This window comes from Pseudomonas hydrolytica (assembly GCF_021495345.1).
Taxonomy (GTDB): Bacteria; Pseudomonadota; Gammaproteobacteria; order Pseudomonadales; family Pseudomonadaceae; genus Aquipseudomonas; species Aquipseudomonas hydrolytica.
Genome location: NZ_CP099397.1, coordinates 274,767 through 288,402 on the forward strand (window position 1 = coordinate 274,767; position 13,636 = coordinate 288,402).

At 55.3% G+C, this 13,636-nt stretch carries 11 protein-coding genes; all 11 read right to left on the reverse strand.

Annotated elements, in window-relative coordinates:
- The 11 genes from L1F06_RS01330 to L1F06_RS01380 all read right to left on the reverse strand — a co-directional run bounded on the left by L1F06_RS01330 (window position 1) and on the right by L1F06_RS01380 (window position 13,590).
- Window positions 1-867, reverse strand: a complete 867-nt coding sequence (locus L1F06_RS01330; RefSeq protein ID WP_129483310.1) for a histidinol-phosphatase — start codon at window positions 865-867, stop codon at window positions 1-3.
- Window positions 864-1,892, reverse strand: coding sequence for a radical SAM family protein (locus L1F06_RS01335; protein WP_129483311.1), 1,029 nt, complete (start codon window positions 1,890-1,892; stop codon window positions 864-866). Before L1F06_RS01335 ends, L1F06_RS01330 begins: the two co-directional genes overlap by 4 nt.
- A 248-nt stretch (window positions 1,893-2,140) precedes the next feature.
- Complete coding sequence (locus L1F06_RS01340; RefSeq protein WP_043106516.1) at window positions 2,141-3,094, reverse strand: hypothetical protein; 954 nt, start codon at window positions 3,092-3,094, stop codon at window positions 2,141-2,143.
- Window positions 3,087-3,857 carry a YaaW family protein gene (locus tag L1F06_RS01345; RefSeq protein ID WP_043106517.1) on the reverse strand — a complete coding sequence of 257 codons (771 nt, stop codon included), beginning with the start codon at window positions 3,855-3,857 and terminating at the stop codon, window positions 3,087-3,089. Before L1F06_RS01345 ends, L1F06_RS01340 begins: the two co-directional genes overlap by 8 nt.
- A 140-nt stretch (window positions 3,858-3,997) precedes the next feature.
- Window positions 3,998-4,141 (reverse strand): hypothetical protein, encoded by a 144-nt coding sequence (locus L1F06_RS01350; protein WP_168355687.1) that lies wholly within the window; start codon window positions 4,139-4,141, stop codon window positions 3,998-4,000.
- Between the two features lie 24 nt (window positions 4,142-4,165).
- Window positions 4,166-4,993 (reverse strand): zinc-ribbon domain-containing protein, encoded by an 828-nt coding sequence (locus L1F06_RS01355; protein ID WP_129483312.1) that lies wholly within the window; start codon window positions 4,991-4,993, stop codon window positions 4,166-4,168.
- Between the two features lie 819 nt (window positions 4,994-5,812).
- Complete coding sequence (locus tag L1F06_RS01360) at window positions 5,813-7,615, reverse strand: hypothetical protein (RefSeq protein ID WP_129483314.1); 1,803 nt, start codon at window positions 7,613-7,615, stop codon at window positions 5,813-5,815.
- The gene (locus L1F06_RS01365) at window positions 7,615-9,312 is read right to left on the reverse strand and encodes an AAA family ATPase (protein WP_129483315.1); all 1,698 of its coding nucleotides are present in this window, start codon (window positions 9,310-9,312) and stop codon (window positions 7,615-7,617) included. The genes L1F06_RS01360 and L1F06_RS01365 overlap by 1 nt, the downstream gene beginning before the upstream one ends.
- A 41-nt stretch (window positions 9,313-9,353) precedes the next feature.
- Complete coding sequence (locus L1F06_RS01370) at window positions 9,354-10,682, reverse strand: hypothetical protein (RefSeq protein ID WP_252576720.1); 1,329 nt, start codon at window positions 10,680-10,682, stop codon at window positions 9,354-9,356.
- Window positions 10,679-13,126 (reverse strand): hypothetical protein, encoded by a 2,448-nt coding sequence (locus L1F06_RS01375; RefSeq protein WP_252576721.1) that lies wholly within the window; start codon window positions 13,124-13,126, stop codon window positions 10,679-10,681. The genes L1F06_RS01370 and L1F06_RS01375 overlap by 4 nt, the downstream gene beginning before the upstream one ends.
- On the reverse strand, window positions 13,123-13,590 hold the full coding sequence (locus L1F06_RS01380; protein ID WP_047283399.1) for a hypothetical protein: 468 nt from the start codon (window positions 13,588-13,590) through the stop codon (window positions 13,123-13,125). The genes L1F06_RS01375 and L1F06_RS01380 overlap by 4 nt, the downstream gene beginning before the upstream one ends.
- Between the last annotated feature and the right edge of the window lie 46 nt (window positions 13,591-13,636).

Here is a 13,636-nt window from a genome sequence, read left to right on the forward strand (position 1 = left end):
TCAAGGCCCTTCAAGTCCTGCTGTCAAAGTTGCCAGTGTGCCCGGTAACGTCAGGCTGTCGAGAGCGACATCGATTCGACGGCGCTTCTCGTAGTAACTAATGCTCTTCAGCCCCATGGGCCTCAGGGTCTCAAGCAGTTCAGCAATGCCCGCACCAGCGTCACTCGGGTCATGGGCATCAGACCCAACCGTGAAGGGCACTTCGTGTGCGATGAGCTGCGCCACCAATTCCCGAGACGGATAAGACCAACGGCCCTGAACCTCCCTCCCCGTTGCCGGGTCCAGGCTCGACTTTCGAAGACCTGAGGCATTGAGCTCGAATGCAATACCGCTTCGGGCGAGCGGCTCCAGCAAAGGTTCGAAACGGCGCAGGAAGATGTCTTCCGGCACACCGCGCAGCAAGGTGTCGGCGTGCCCTACGGCATCGAACAGTCCACTGTCTAGCAGACCTTCGAGATTGGCGAAGTAGCGATCTAGGAACACCTGCTCGGCAAGGCGTGGCAGCTCCCAGACCTTCACCATCGTTTCATCTGGAACCTCCACGTAATGAATCGAGCCGATTACGAAGTCCATCGGGTACCGAGCAAGCAGCTCGCGATTGAAGGCGTCGGTGCCTGGCATGTAGTCGAGCTCCAGGCCACACAGGATGGTGATCTGCCCCTGAAAAATCTCCCGCGCCCGCTCGATGTCAGCGAAATAGCGATCAAGTTCGGACGCGAGCAGACGATTGCCCATATCCACGGGGAACGGCGCGTGGTCGGTGATGGTTAGGACGGTCACGCCGGCGGCGATCGAGGCGCGAACTAACTCGTCGACAGTGCCGATCGCATGCTTTGAATAAAAGGTGTGGCTGTGTGAGTCGATCATGCAGCGCCCCACTGTTCAAGCAACCCGGCATGACCTGCCAGCTCCTTCACCAGCCAGTAGGGGTTGTTCGCCTTGGCGATGATCGAACGAAGCAGCTCGGTGTTATCAAGGCGCGTCAGCAACTCGGTCAAGGGTTGCGTATAAAGTGCTCGGGTTAAGGGTGTTTCCCGCACGTGGTCGACCAGCCGTTGCCAGTCGACACGGTCAAAGTGAATGTTGCCTAGGCACTGATTCTCGATGCCATAAAGGTATATGTCACCACTAGGCTTCACCGTGACATCCAAGCCGTTGGCCTGCGGCGGTTTGTTCAGGCTGCCGAAGGTGAAGGGCTTGTTGACCTTGGACTCGATCGCCTCGATGTAGCCCAACATATCCAGATAGCCGGGGGCGGTTCCCGGAGCAGGGTGTACGAGGTTCTTGTAGTCGATGCCGAAGCACTCGCCGCCTGCGACCAGTACGTCTTCCAGCACACTGCGTGGCTCAATGGTTGCTTCAATGCCCCAGTGGAGCAGTTCGGACCTTAAGTACGCGCGAGTGAAGTCGCGATCGGTGTCGATCGAGCGGAACGAGAAACTGAGCCCGGGCGGTCGCCGACGCCGCAAATAGTCCAGACTAAAACCATGAGCCCGCCATTTGAGCTTCTCGATATGATGACTGTCGGCACTGAGGCGGATGTTGCAGGTGTCACCATTGCCCATGACAATTTGGTTCGTCGTATCGTAGAAATCCGCCATCTTGTCATGTGGATAGAACCCGCTGGTGATGAATTCGAAGCACTTGCCGCCTTCGGATAACCCGAGAATCTCATGGAACACTTTGGCGTTGTTGAGTGGCTCGCCTTCACCACTGATGGAGATGCGCTTGACCTCCGAAGCATTGATCAGCCTGGCAAGGTTCTCCCGAGCCAGCGTTGATAGCTCCATGCTGATACCCACCTTGTGCTTGTCGGCATACATACAGAAGGCACAGCCGATTCCGCATATCTGGGTGATGTCGATGTAAAGAAGATGACCTTCGAGATCCATGTCTGATGACTCTGTAAGCCCAGCGCCAGCAGCGCGAGGAGCTGTCCTAAAGGAAGCGTAACGCTGGCCACGTAAGGCCGCGCTCCGTATGCAAAAAGGGGATTCAGGCCAACCCCAGGACGGGACATTGACCTCCAATTACTGGATCTGCACCCAGTGCGGACGAACGAGGCGGTTCAGTATCCGGTGCTCTTACCACAGACTACTCCGAGTATTCCGTAAATTGCGCCGTATCTATCGCGAGCCAATTAGCCCACTCGGCAGAACGCCAATCCTTGATACCCGGCCGGACTATTCAGAATTGGCAGATCCAATTGTTCATCGCGCATAAACTCCAGCTGCATAACGTTGCCGCGGATGATCTCGTGTGCACCGACGGCTTGCTCAGCGATGCTAAGCAAGCGAGCATGGTTCGTTTCGCCTTGCTGGCCCGCCATTAGCCGCAGCGCCGGATTTTTCAGGCTTTGCTGCAGCCGCTGACCGAACCTGGCATGACGTTCCTTGAACTCATTGGCGAGATGCACCGCCAGATCCATTTCCCCCAAGCGAGCCAGCACCTGCAACCGCCCCTGGGCAGACATCACCCAACCCCGGTAAGCGGCCGCGAACTCGCCGGGCTGCAGATACTCAAACGAACGCTCACTCACATGCTGCAATAGTCCACCAAAGTAACTTTGGCTCTCTGCGAGCTGGCTGTTAGCAATACCGAGCTGCTGCTGCTGCATCGCGGCATTACGATACAGTCCAGCCTCACTTACCTGCTGCAAGGAGGCATGTAAAGGAGCCAGCCGGCTGATCATCTGCCTGACATCTAGCCACTCGACACCCTGCCGAATATCGTCGAGCTTGCTATCCATGTGTCTCAGCTGGTTCTCGATACCCTGCAGTTTGTACAGCGTGAGCGCAAAGCCCGCGACACTGACCGCCAGGTTGGCCACCTGTAGCCCCATGATCATCTGCTGTTGCACACCGAGCATTTGCAGTTGCTCAGCCTGCTGACGCAGCAATTGGGTGTGCTCGGCTCCCTGTTTGAGCAACTGTTCGGCAGTATCGCGTTCCAGCAGCACACCTTCCTGCAGCCACATCACGATCTGTTTGTCACCCACTCTGCGGATAACGCCACCGATACGTTCATAAACACCGTTTCTCAGCCCCTCGGCAATCGCCTCCGGCACATCGAAGATTATATTTAGCTCAGCCATCGAAAGCTCCATTCATGAAATCAGTCGCTGCCTCGGCACGAGTCTTGAGACGCAGCATGGCGATTTGCAACACGCAAGGGATGGTGACCCTGTAAGCTGGGCCGGCAAGATCCATGGCGGTCCAAATACCGGCTATCACCCAGCCGACCGGCCCGGCTAGCGCGGCGACAGCCCGACCGCCAGCGAAGGTTCCCCCTGCAACCACCGCACTGCGCAGCCCGTGCCCAAGCAGCTGCTGAGCCATCGAGTTCACGATCACCGTCGAAGTGCGATAGAGGATAAGGCGCGCTACGGCCGGCACTACCAGCCCACTCAGTGCTGAACCATTCAGCAGAGCCGTCATCTTGGTCTTGTCTAGCCCCGCTTCGCGCAGAATCACTTCCAGCTCGCGCCGATCCTCGCCCGACGACTTCTCCAACGCCTGACGGAGGATCGACTGCACCATCGCCTCCTCCAGTTCAATGAGCTCCATCGAGCCAGCCCCCTTGACCTTGAGCTTGCTGGCAACATCCCGGACCACCTCTGTGTAGGAAGGCCCGCTCTTACGCCACAGGTTGACGAAGCTGTTCCCGCCGAACAGCCGCAGCTCATCAAGGATTGAACTGGCATAGCGGCGGTGTTCCGGGTGGTTACGCTTGAAGTCCACTTGCTTCGACAGCGACTCGGTATTGGCCTTGAGGATGTATTCCACCAAAGGCTCCAGATCATCATTGCTGGCACGCTCCAGAAGCTGGCGGGTATTGCTGATATCGATGACGGTCACTACAGAGACTCCCTTTTTCTACCGGTAGGCATCCTGACTAATCAGTCCTGCTCTATGGGTCAGCGCGGCCAGTCGGCTCGCATGCTCATTACCGTACATAGCTAATCCCTAATCGTTTACTCAACTCACCTGGAGCACATTCACGCATCAGTGTTTGAGCTGCTTTTCCCAGCGGAATAGGCCGCTTTACCTGCTAACTGCAATGCGACAACCACAACTGCACCCGCAGCGAAGCAGATGGCATTGGTGAGCAAGAACTCCAACGGGGAGATAGTAGGATTCATGAGAGACTCCTTCGGGCGTGGACACTAATCGTGAATGGAATGCGCTAGGCGATTCACCAGCCGTGCGCCACAAGTGCTACAAAATTTACTACCTGCAGGAATCGACGCGTGGCATTCAGGGCACCCGTCCTTAAGCAGCATTCTCTGGCGCATGTGGCCAATCTGGATGACGCATGGCACCGTCACACGGTAGGCCGGGCTGGCCAACTCGAAGGCCGTCCAGATGCCTGTAATTGCCCAGCCGACGGGCCCTGAGAGAACCGCCAACCCCCTGCCCATGGCCGCGCCCCCGGCAAATGCAACACCCCGGCCGACCAGGCTGCTCATCGTTGCGCTGGCAACTACTGCGGCAAGCCGGTAGGCAGTCGAGCTGGCACTCAGGCTGGTGATCAGCGCTGCCAGGGCAGCCGCACCCATTCCCGGACGGTAGCTGGTCCCCATCGACTCAAAGAAGGTTTCTTTGTCTTCCTCGCTCATGTGACCAAGCGACTGCTCGACCACCTTGGCGATGATGGCCATTTCCATCTGCGCGCAATCCCCCGGGCCGACCGTTGAGACACCCACGTGAGAGGCAACATCGCTCAGCAGTTCTACATAAGACACGCCGCTGCCGCCCCGGAACAGGTTCATCAACGAGTTTCCGCCAAACCGTGTGAGCTCTTCGGCGACCAATGCGCGCTCGTAGTCGCCGACTTCACCATCCTTCGCCCCGGTCAGTTGGCGGCAAATCGCTGAGGACAGCGAGATCCGCCCCTTACCGTTGTCAGTAATGACGTCGATCAGCAGCTTGATATCGTCTGAGCTTGCACTAAAGAGCACGTCTGCTAAGTCAGCGTCTTGAATGACCGACATACTCCAATTCCTCTTGAATGTTTGGATGGGCTAGTCGCTGATGCTAGGGTCATATGGCGTTCCTCGACTCACCAGCGCACCAGCGACGGAAGCCAATGCGACGCGAGGTAGGGCTGCACTGACGGTGCGGAGCATCAAAGCATTTAGCTTGAGACAGGCACGCCGCCGCCATTCATCTCTCGCAGCAACGCGCTTCACTTCTTGGGTCGACCCAACACCCATAGGCCTGGTATCGGGGTGCACCTTGCACTCGCGGAGTACCTTTTCCACAGGGCTTCCAAAGTCCAGCTGACCATCACGCTCTAGCTTCGCCGCCGCCTCCAAGTAGTCGCGAATGCTGCCTATGGCATGAGCCAGCTCAGCCCAATCCTGCGGCCGCATGAGTAGGAAGGCAGGGGGGACACCCAGGACATAAGCGATCCGCCCAAGAGTTTCGAGGTCTGGATTAGCTGCCGCCTCACCACACGGGGACTTCAACGCGCGGAGAGTGCTACGAGCGACACCTGTTTCACGTTGTATCTGGGTTGCGGTCATTGGCCCAGCAGTGCCGTTTTCACGCTGCTTGCCAGCAACAGCTAGGACAGCGCGAAGGTTGTCGCTGAAATGATGGCCCAACGCTTTGGGCGAGCCATCTGGCTGGTTTTTCTCCATAGAAATCTCCCGTGTAGCGATGACGGAAGACTAAATGCGGCAAAGAGCCATCACAACACATGAAGGAGCGCGCACGCTCCAGTTGCAGAAAAAATGAAGTGACAGCGCTCCGAAAATATTGCTTCAACTCCATCCATGACTGGTTCAATTCCCGCACCGTGAGTTCAATCAGCCTTTAATCGGCAACGCCCAGCCTCTACGACCCTGCGTCCGGAAATCGTACTTTCCTCCCAAAAGCTGCTCATATTGGCGCCGCCCCTTGGGGCCACGCAGGTAGCGAACCGTCCCACACGAGTCACATTCTGCCCTGAATCCAGCCGGACTCTGGAAAATCAAACGCCCCTGTTTTTTGCATACGGGGCAGCACTGCAAATAAGCAAGTTCCTGGTTGCGCTCGAGCAACTCAGAACCAAGCCGAACTGCATTGGCGGACTTCAATGCCGCATGAAGATCCGAAAGGAGGCCATCCCCTAGCATGTCTCGAACTTGCATCGTTTTGGTTTGTAGGTCGACTTGCAATGCCGACGCACCCTTGGTCAGGCTGATTGCTACTGTCGGAATTTTCTCTAGCAGCCGACCATAGCTCTCCAGCAAAATGCGTTGCAGAGTTTGGTCTACTAACAAGCCAAATCGTTCTTCGCAGTACATATCTGAAGGTGAAAGTGGCACCCACTGCCCCAGAAAGGCATCTCCCTGAAGATCGTGACCTATAGCAGGCCAGGCGATATACCGATTGGAAGGTACCTCCACCTCTGGTTCGTGATCAGTTGTCAGCCAGGGTACAACCGTCAGCAGTACTTCTTCGCCAGAAGCGCGTGGAATTAGTAACTCCCATTCCAATCTCTTCTGACGGAGCTGCAGAGTTTTACCGGCCCAAATACCTTGATCCCTGCCACCAAGGTAGGGATGCAGTGCTCTGCGCAGGACAAGCCCTGCGTAACGTGAGTAAGCTTGAGCAAGATTTTGGTTCCGCTTAAAGCGCTCCTCTGCGTCTACAGTAGCACCGGCGTGGGTCTTGCCAAGGAGCTCCCATAGAGTGGCCACATGCCTGTAATGTGGGTCGTGGCTGAGGATGTTGGTACGGTGTAACGCACTCGCAACCCGAGCATTGCGATCAACGAGTGTGTAGAGGCCGCTTTGCCGCAACCCACAAATGGTTTTATGCAGAATTTCTAGTTTGTGTAGGTTTTCATTTAATACCTTGAAAGCCTTCCCTGTAGAACTCTGGTCAAAGGTCATACCCCAGATATCGCACACAGCACGGGCAAGCCGGTGATCAATATCTGCTGACTTGTAAAACTCCATCGCTTGCTCAAGCGTCGCCTTCAAACTGCCAAGTGTTGAAAGGCGGGCCCGCACATACCTATCTGCTTCGTCGAGTAGCCTTGCATAGAGACGGTTTTCGTAAATACCGTAATCATCCTTACTGAATCGAGCCATCACCTTTCGTGGGATAACACCACTCAGCGTCTGTCGCTGCCAGCACTCCGAATGGGACGCAAGATGGACCAGCGCTCCTCTGGACAACCTACGTGCACGAGCAATATCGGTGACCTCATCCTCATAGTGCATGTCCAGCCGCGGGCGTTGAGAAATTCGATGAAGATGGCCTTCACGTAGTACCTCCAGCAGCCTCTCCTCAAACGGTTGGAGATGCCCTTGATCATCGACAATCGCAGCCGGCATAAGCGGGGATATCAATGCGCCAGCCTGCTGGAGATCGGCATCTATGGTGGCTATGGCTTTGAACAGAAGGTCGTTGCTCGCAGCATCGACTTGGTTGGGCAGGATGAACGAGCGAACCTGATCATTGAGCTGGCAGCGCTGTCCGTCATCGCCCACCAAAATGCCCGAGAAATTGGGCGTATGACCATTCAGGGTCAACCCGGTGGTATCTGCCCAATACCGACCAGGTACCACCTTTTCCGGAAGCTCACTCAGCTCCTGACCTGTCAGCCTGTCCAGCCACATCAGCTAACGCCTTCCAGTCGACGAATGTCATTTTCTAGCAGTTCAACACAGCTTTGCGGTACACCTTCAAGACCTGCTTCATCCCAGAAAGTAAGCAGCCCTTCCTGGAGGTTTTTTAGTGCATCAAGGCTCACGTCGTATCGGCCGGTAACCTTACCCTTACGCATCACACGCGTGGACAATAGGTGATCAAGAGCTTCTGCCTCAGATCCTCCCGCAGCTTTAATCACAGGAATAAAGCGCATCGCTTGCTTCTCGAAACGATTACCCCAACCTAAGCCAAAATCCTTTTCCAATCGCGTGGTCAGGCCGTCATTACTGAGCCACCCCAACAACTCAGCGACTTCCTGCCGATGTTTATTGCATGCCTCGTCGAAGGCTTTGTTCAGAGAGGCATACGAGAAACTTGCGGGGTCGTATTGTTTGATACTGAAGCGGTGGTCCTGCTTCGGCAGGGTCATCACATGCGCGCGGTCATAGGTTTTATCAGCCAACTCATTGGTTGTTTCGTCATGGTTGGCGGTACCGATAAACCAGACGTTGCTAGGCACAAGAATCTTGCGCCCATCACGCAGCATGACAGGCGCATTGGGCATGGCCGTCTCTGCAAGGCTGATCAGACGCTCATCCCGATTGTTTTTCTCAAGAGCCGAGAGAAACTCTGCAAAGTACTGCTCGGGGCGAGAAAGGTTCATCTCGTCGAGAAGAATCACATTACAGGTATCTCTCCAGCGCGGTGTTTGCGCCTTATAAAGGGCTTGCAGACAATCCTTCTCGTAGAAACGTCGCTCAAAGGCGTTGTAGTGGCCGAGCAAATCATCCCGATCACGCCAGCCCGCCTGGACGGCAATATCGGTACAGAAGCCACCCATGGCCTTGGCAAAAGCCTTCGCCAGACTGGTCTTACCCGTACCACTGATGCCCTGGAAGACATGCAGCTGACTCATAGCCAATCCGCCTAGCAGCAGGCGAATATCTTCAAGGGGATAAAACAGCTCAACCTGCTCTTCCGCCGTAGCAATACGATGCTGGAGCTCTTCAGCAAACTGTTTGAGTCCAGGCACGGACTCGTGCTCCATGCTTGCTCGATATTCCTTTCCAGAATCCATCAGCGACATGGCTGGGAAAGGCGTCTGAGTCTTCTGGGCACTGGTTAACTGCTCTATGCGGCTTTCCAGATCATCAATGTGCACAGTCAGCGTGTTTTTATGCTGCTCAAGCACACGCTTTTCCCGAGCCACAGCCTCAAGCTCAGTTGAAGCAACACGCTTGCTACTCAACTCGCGCCGCGACTCATCCAACTCGGGTCTTATCACAGCAAGATCACGCTCGAGATCCGCCTTGCTGCTGCGCAGATAGTCGATTTCACGCTGAAGCTCGGAAGTATCCGACTGCTCCAAACTGCGTTTCAGCATTGCGTTCTCACGCTTTAACTCATCGAGTTGTCCCAAGATATCCGCAGCGGATTGATCTCCGAGTGCCTGCGCCAGTTCCTGCAGGTCAGCGAGTTTCTCTTTGAGTTCATCGGCCTTATTCCAGGCCGACTCGCGCTGGCTTTCAAGTTTTGCTATTGCACGCTCGTGGCTTGCGCGCTCAGCTTCCATTTCAGCTGCAACACGTTGTTCAAGGTTGGCTTGCGTAGCTTTGATATCAGCCCACTCGCGATCCATACGACTGCGCGCACGATCAAGCTCCATCTTGCTCTGCTTGATTTCATGTTCACGATCATCGAGCTGCTTTAGCTGTAGCGGCGCTGCAGGAACGTGTGAAACTCATGAATTGCCTTGGCCAGGGTGCGCCGTTTGCCATCTGTGGCCTGAGCATCAAGTGAGGATTCATACACGATTTCCAGCGCGCCAATTTCGAGCTCGAAAATACTTGTGCCATCTAGCTGCGACGTAAGTGCTGCGCCTAGTACTCGGGTATATCGATCTATGGTGCGGCGCCCGGCACTGTGGCCGTATGCAGAGGCGCCGCCCAGCATGTAGGCAATCCAACTCTGGATTAGGCCGGGAAGCTCTCCGGAACCCTCTGCCTGCAACGGCATCTCGATGGGCAGGTTATCCCGGACACGATCGCGCAGTTCCAGCAACCATGCGGGTGGGTCAGGGCTATCCTCAGGTCCATCCGAAACAGATTCATCGTCATAAGTCCCCGCCGGATCCTCGAGATCCTCTTGGCCGCAGATATTGCCCCACGATGAGGGGCGCAGGGATTGAGAGACAAACTCTTGTCGGCAAGCAAAATTCACCAGCACCTGCGGAAGCCGCAGTTGCATTTGCATCCTAAACAGATCAAACAGCTCACTAAGATTTTGTGGCTGATCCTGTTCAGGTATATCGACCTTCCTCAGAAATGCATCCACACAGCGCATGTGCCAATTCCTACGATGCATCTTGTAACTGCTTTTTTGAACATCATCCGCGCAGCGAATTAACAGGGCCAGCGTGGCGGGGTCAGGGAACCACTGCCGAAATTCCGCGCCGGTCTTGCCACGGATTGATAGGCGCAGACGTATCTCGGGAATTCCCGCCACCCACTCAATGCTTTCCAACGATGAGCCGAGCATCGCATTCAGCTGAGCCACATCGAGCAATCCGCCGCTGTAGGCTGCGCTCAGCAGTAGTAGACCGATACGCTCTTCTCTACTCAGCGCGTCGAGATCCATTTTCAGGCCCTGTTGCAGAGCTTGAACCAGTTGGCCGCTGCGTTGAATTCTCTCGGCTGTGTAGACGTCCGGATTGATCGGGTTCGCTGCCCGCTTGATGGCAATAGCAATTCGCGCTAACGGGAACCCTGGAATCTGATCTCTGATTCGTTGGGTGATGCTACGCAATACGTTACGCAGCGTGTGATTCGTGCCGAGCCACGCCTCAAATTCACGTACGTGCGCCTTCGAAATCCCGGATATGCCACTTTCACTCAGTAGCCATCTTCCGAACGCTGTGCCTGACTCCGCAGCCTTCGATTTCAGAAGTGCCCGCATCTCAGGCATCCATTCCGGCTCATGAAGCCGAGCCGACCATATGACACTGCTCTGCTGATCGTTTAGGCGGGGCAGGTTCATTCGGTCACCCACTGGCTGCTCAGGGCTGACCAGCCAAGTTCCCGCAGTAGCGGGGTAATCCATTCATCGAGAACATTGGCATATGCCGCAGGGCAGAACGACGAATAGGCGTCTTGCGGCTCTTCGCCCCTTAGCCAGTGCCCCATGAGCGCAGTCAGAGCCTCGGGAGGGCAGCCCCGCTCAGTGAGCTCCGTACGTAGGAACTTCCGGTAACTATTGACTCGATGGCAGGTATAACCGGCTACCTGCACCATCTGTTGAACAATTGTGTCCGGGGCAATTTCAGCACGACGTATTCCAGTCGGACTAATCCACAGGAAAAAACCTCGTGACCATCTATCGCGATCATCATCCCGTGACAGATAGCCGATCAATTGCCTACTGATAGATGCGCAGTGCTCGAGGTAATTTGTTATTTGCCGCCTCAACATCGGAGGCATGCAAATCAGCCGACTCATATGACGATCATCGGCATCCTTGTCTGACAGCGCGCCCATACCCAACACAGAATCAAACTCGTCGATGAGCATCAGAGGGTTGCGGATCGCCCTACAGGCTGTAATCAGCGAAAACATCTGCACTGACCATAGGGTGTAACAGTTGTGCCAAGCGAGCATATCGCTGAGACGTCCCTTCGCTTTCTTCCGCAAAACCGCGGCCATTGCACTTACATTGTACGCAATGGTTTCGGGCAGCAGGCAGTGAGTTGCTCCCAGCCCGCCCTCTTGATCAGGATTGAGGCCGGCAGGTTCATACGCCAGACCAGCACATGCATAAACCTGCGTCAGCACTCGCACCAGTGAGGTCGTATAAATGTTGCGGAGGTGGTTGGCATCGAGCTGCAGATAATAGCGCGGGGTTTGCGCCGAGGGGATTTCAACGCCTGACAGCATGGATGCCGCTGCTACGTCCTGAGTGTCAGTGACTATTTGGTGAAACAAATAACTGCGCAGTTTGGTTCGCGTATAGCGTCGGTCGTCTTCACCCAATTCCAGCAGGAGTGCTTTGATCTCGGCGTCCAGCTGCTCAGTTTGATAGGTGAATACCTGGTTGGCAGAGTGAGGAAATGCCTTGAGCAGCTGCTTTACCAACTGGGCACTACCAGCGAGATCGGGCAATAGAATTCGCAGCAACGATAGTCGGACACCAGAAGAGGCCTGCCAACGATCGTCGCCAGCCAGGTCTGGGCGCCTGACGACCATACTGAACAGCGCCGAATCCCCTAGGATCAATGCCAGACCATCGGCGTCATCTGTTTCATCATCAACGACGGATAACTGGACGACCTGCGTCATCGACTGCCCCAGCCACAGGCTGATATGCAGAGCAACAATCGCCTCCATTCGTAGCTGGATCCGAGCTGGGTCTTTTGTGCAGGACAGTTCTTGCAGACACGAGTGGAATAGGTCGCTGGCGCCAAACAACAAATTCCGCAACTCCACCAAGGTGAGCTGGTTGTACGAAAATGGCAGGAACTGTCTGCTTCGTACTATATGCGCCTCAACATTTTGTTGGCCTAGGAGATCAGCAACATACGGACGCTCGCAACCATCATCATCGAGCACCCAAATCTCAGTTGATGGGCTGATCTCACCGGGTGCCAGATCACTATCAACGGTGTCTGTATGCCCCACTAGGATGTCGTAGTGACCAGGTAGCTGGTCAGGATCATCGGGATCACCCAGCACAAATCCGCGGGGATCCTCTGTTATTAAGTTGATCAGTTCTGGTCGACTCTGCTCCTTACGCTGGCCTCTATGTCCGCCTCCGCCGCCACCCACACGTGGCGACTCGCCGTTGCAGTAACGGACAAATCGGGCGATTGCAGCAAAACTCTCGGCATTCTCTGATCCCGACTTTCCAGGCAAAAATCCTCTACAGCTCACCACAAACTTCTCGGAGGTGTCCCAGACCTTTAACTCAGGTGGGATGAAGAAGTTTCGCTGTTCGCATAAGTTGCCGAGCGCTTTGTAAACCTCGTAGCGCTGACTGATCAGGCGATCGGTGCCTGTTTTATGAGATGCAATGAGCAACTGCGCGAGCAGTCGCTCGTAGTCCTGAGCATTTTCGTAGTCTCTGAATATGTGCAGAAAAGAGGCATAGGGAAATCCAAAAATTTTTACACCGCGCTGGTGGACAGGATTCCTTGCCGACCTGTTGTTCCCCAGCCAAAACTGCTCGCCCAAAAGCACTCGGATGTTGGGTTGGCGGGATAAGGAGATAAGCCACTCGCAGGCCTCATGTAAAACGATGTCATCAGAGTTTTCTAGACCAATCGGCACACCAACACTGCATGTGCGGAGCACTCGTACGAGCTGATCAATCGCACGTGGCAGGTCAATTAGTTCGGGGTGAGAACCTAGCAAATTGAGAATTTCACTGACGATCCAGGGAGACTGTCCCTGTTCAGAGGCGAGCCTCAACAGGATTTCGCGCTTGCTCATTTCTCACCCTCACAGCCCCTGAGCGGTTTTACCCCGACCAGCCGAGCTAGGTGGGCGTGACTTCGATATTCGTGAGGCCACTGCTCCTTTGCAGATCCGATGTTGGCGTATAAATCTCGTACCTGTTGCCGCGTAATCTGAGCCAGGGCAGGTGCAACCAAGCGCTCAATCAGCACGAGTTGGTAGGCAAACTGCTTGATTCGCCCCTTCGGCCACTCAATACAGCGCACTGGTGTTTCGGGATCCGTGTGCGCCTTGAGCCATCGATATAGCGTCGTTTGGCCGATACACAGTGCATCTGGGCCACAGATCACCAATGGGTAAACCTCATTGATCCGAGTGGCCAACGCCTTGGGTATCAGAGCTGGATCAGGAAGGCCTATCGGGGCCAGATCCAGCTCGCACTCGACACGAGAAAAATCGGGATGAATTCCGTGGATGTCGCCTAATTTGATCGTCAGCATGACGCCTCTCGCTAGTGTGGGAACTACTAGACAATGCGAGGCGTTA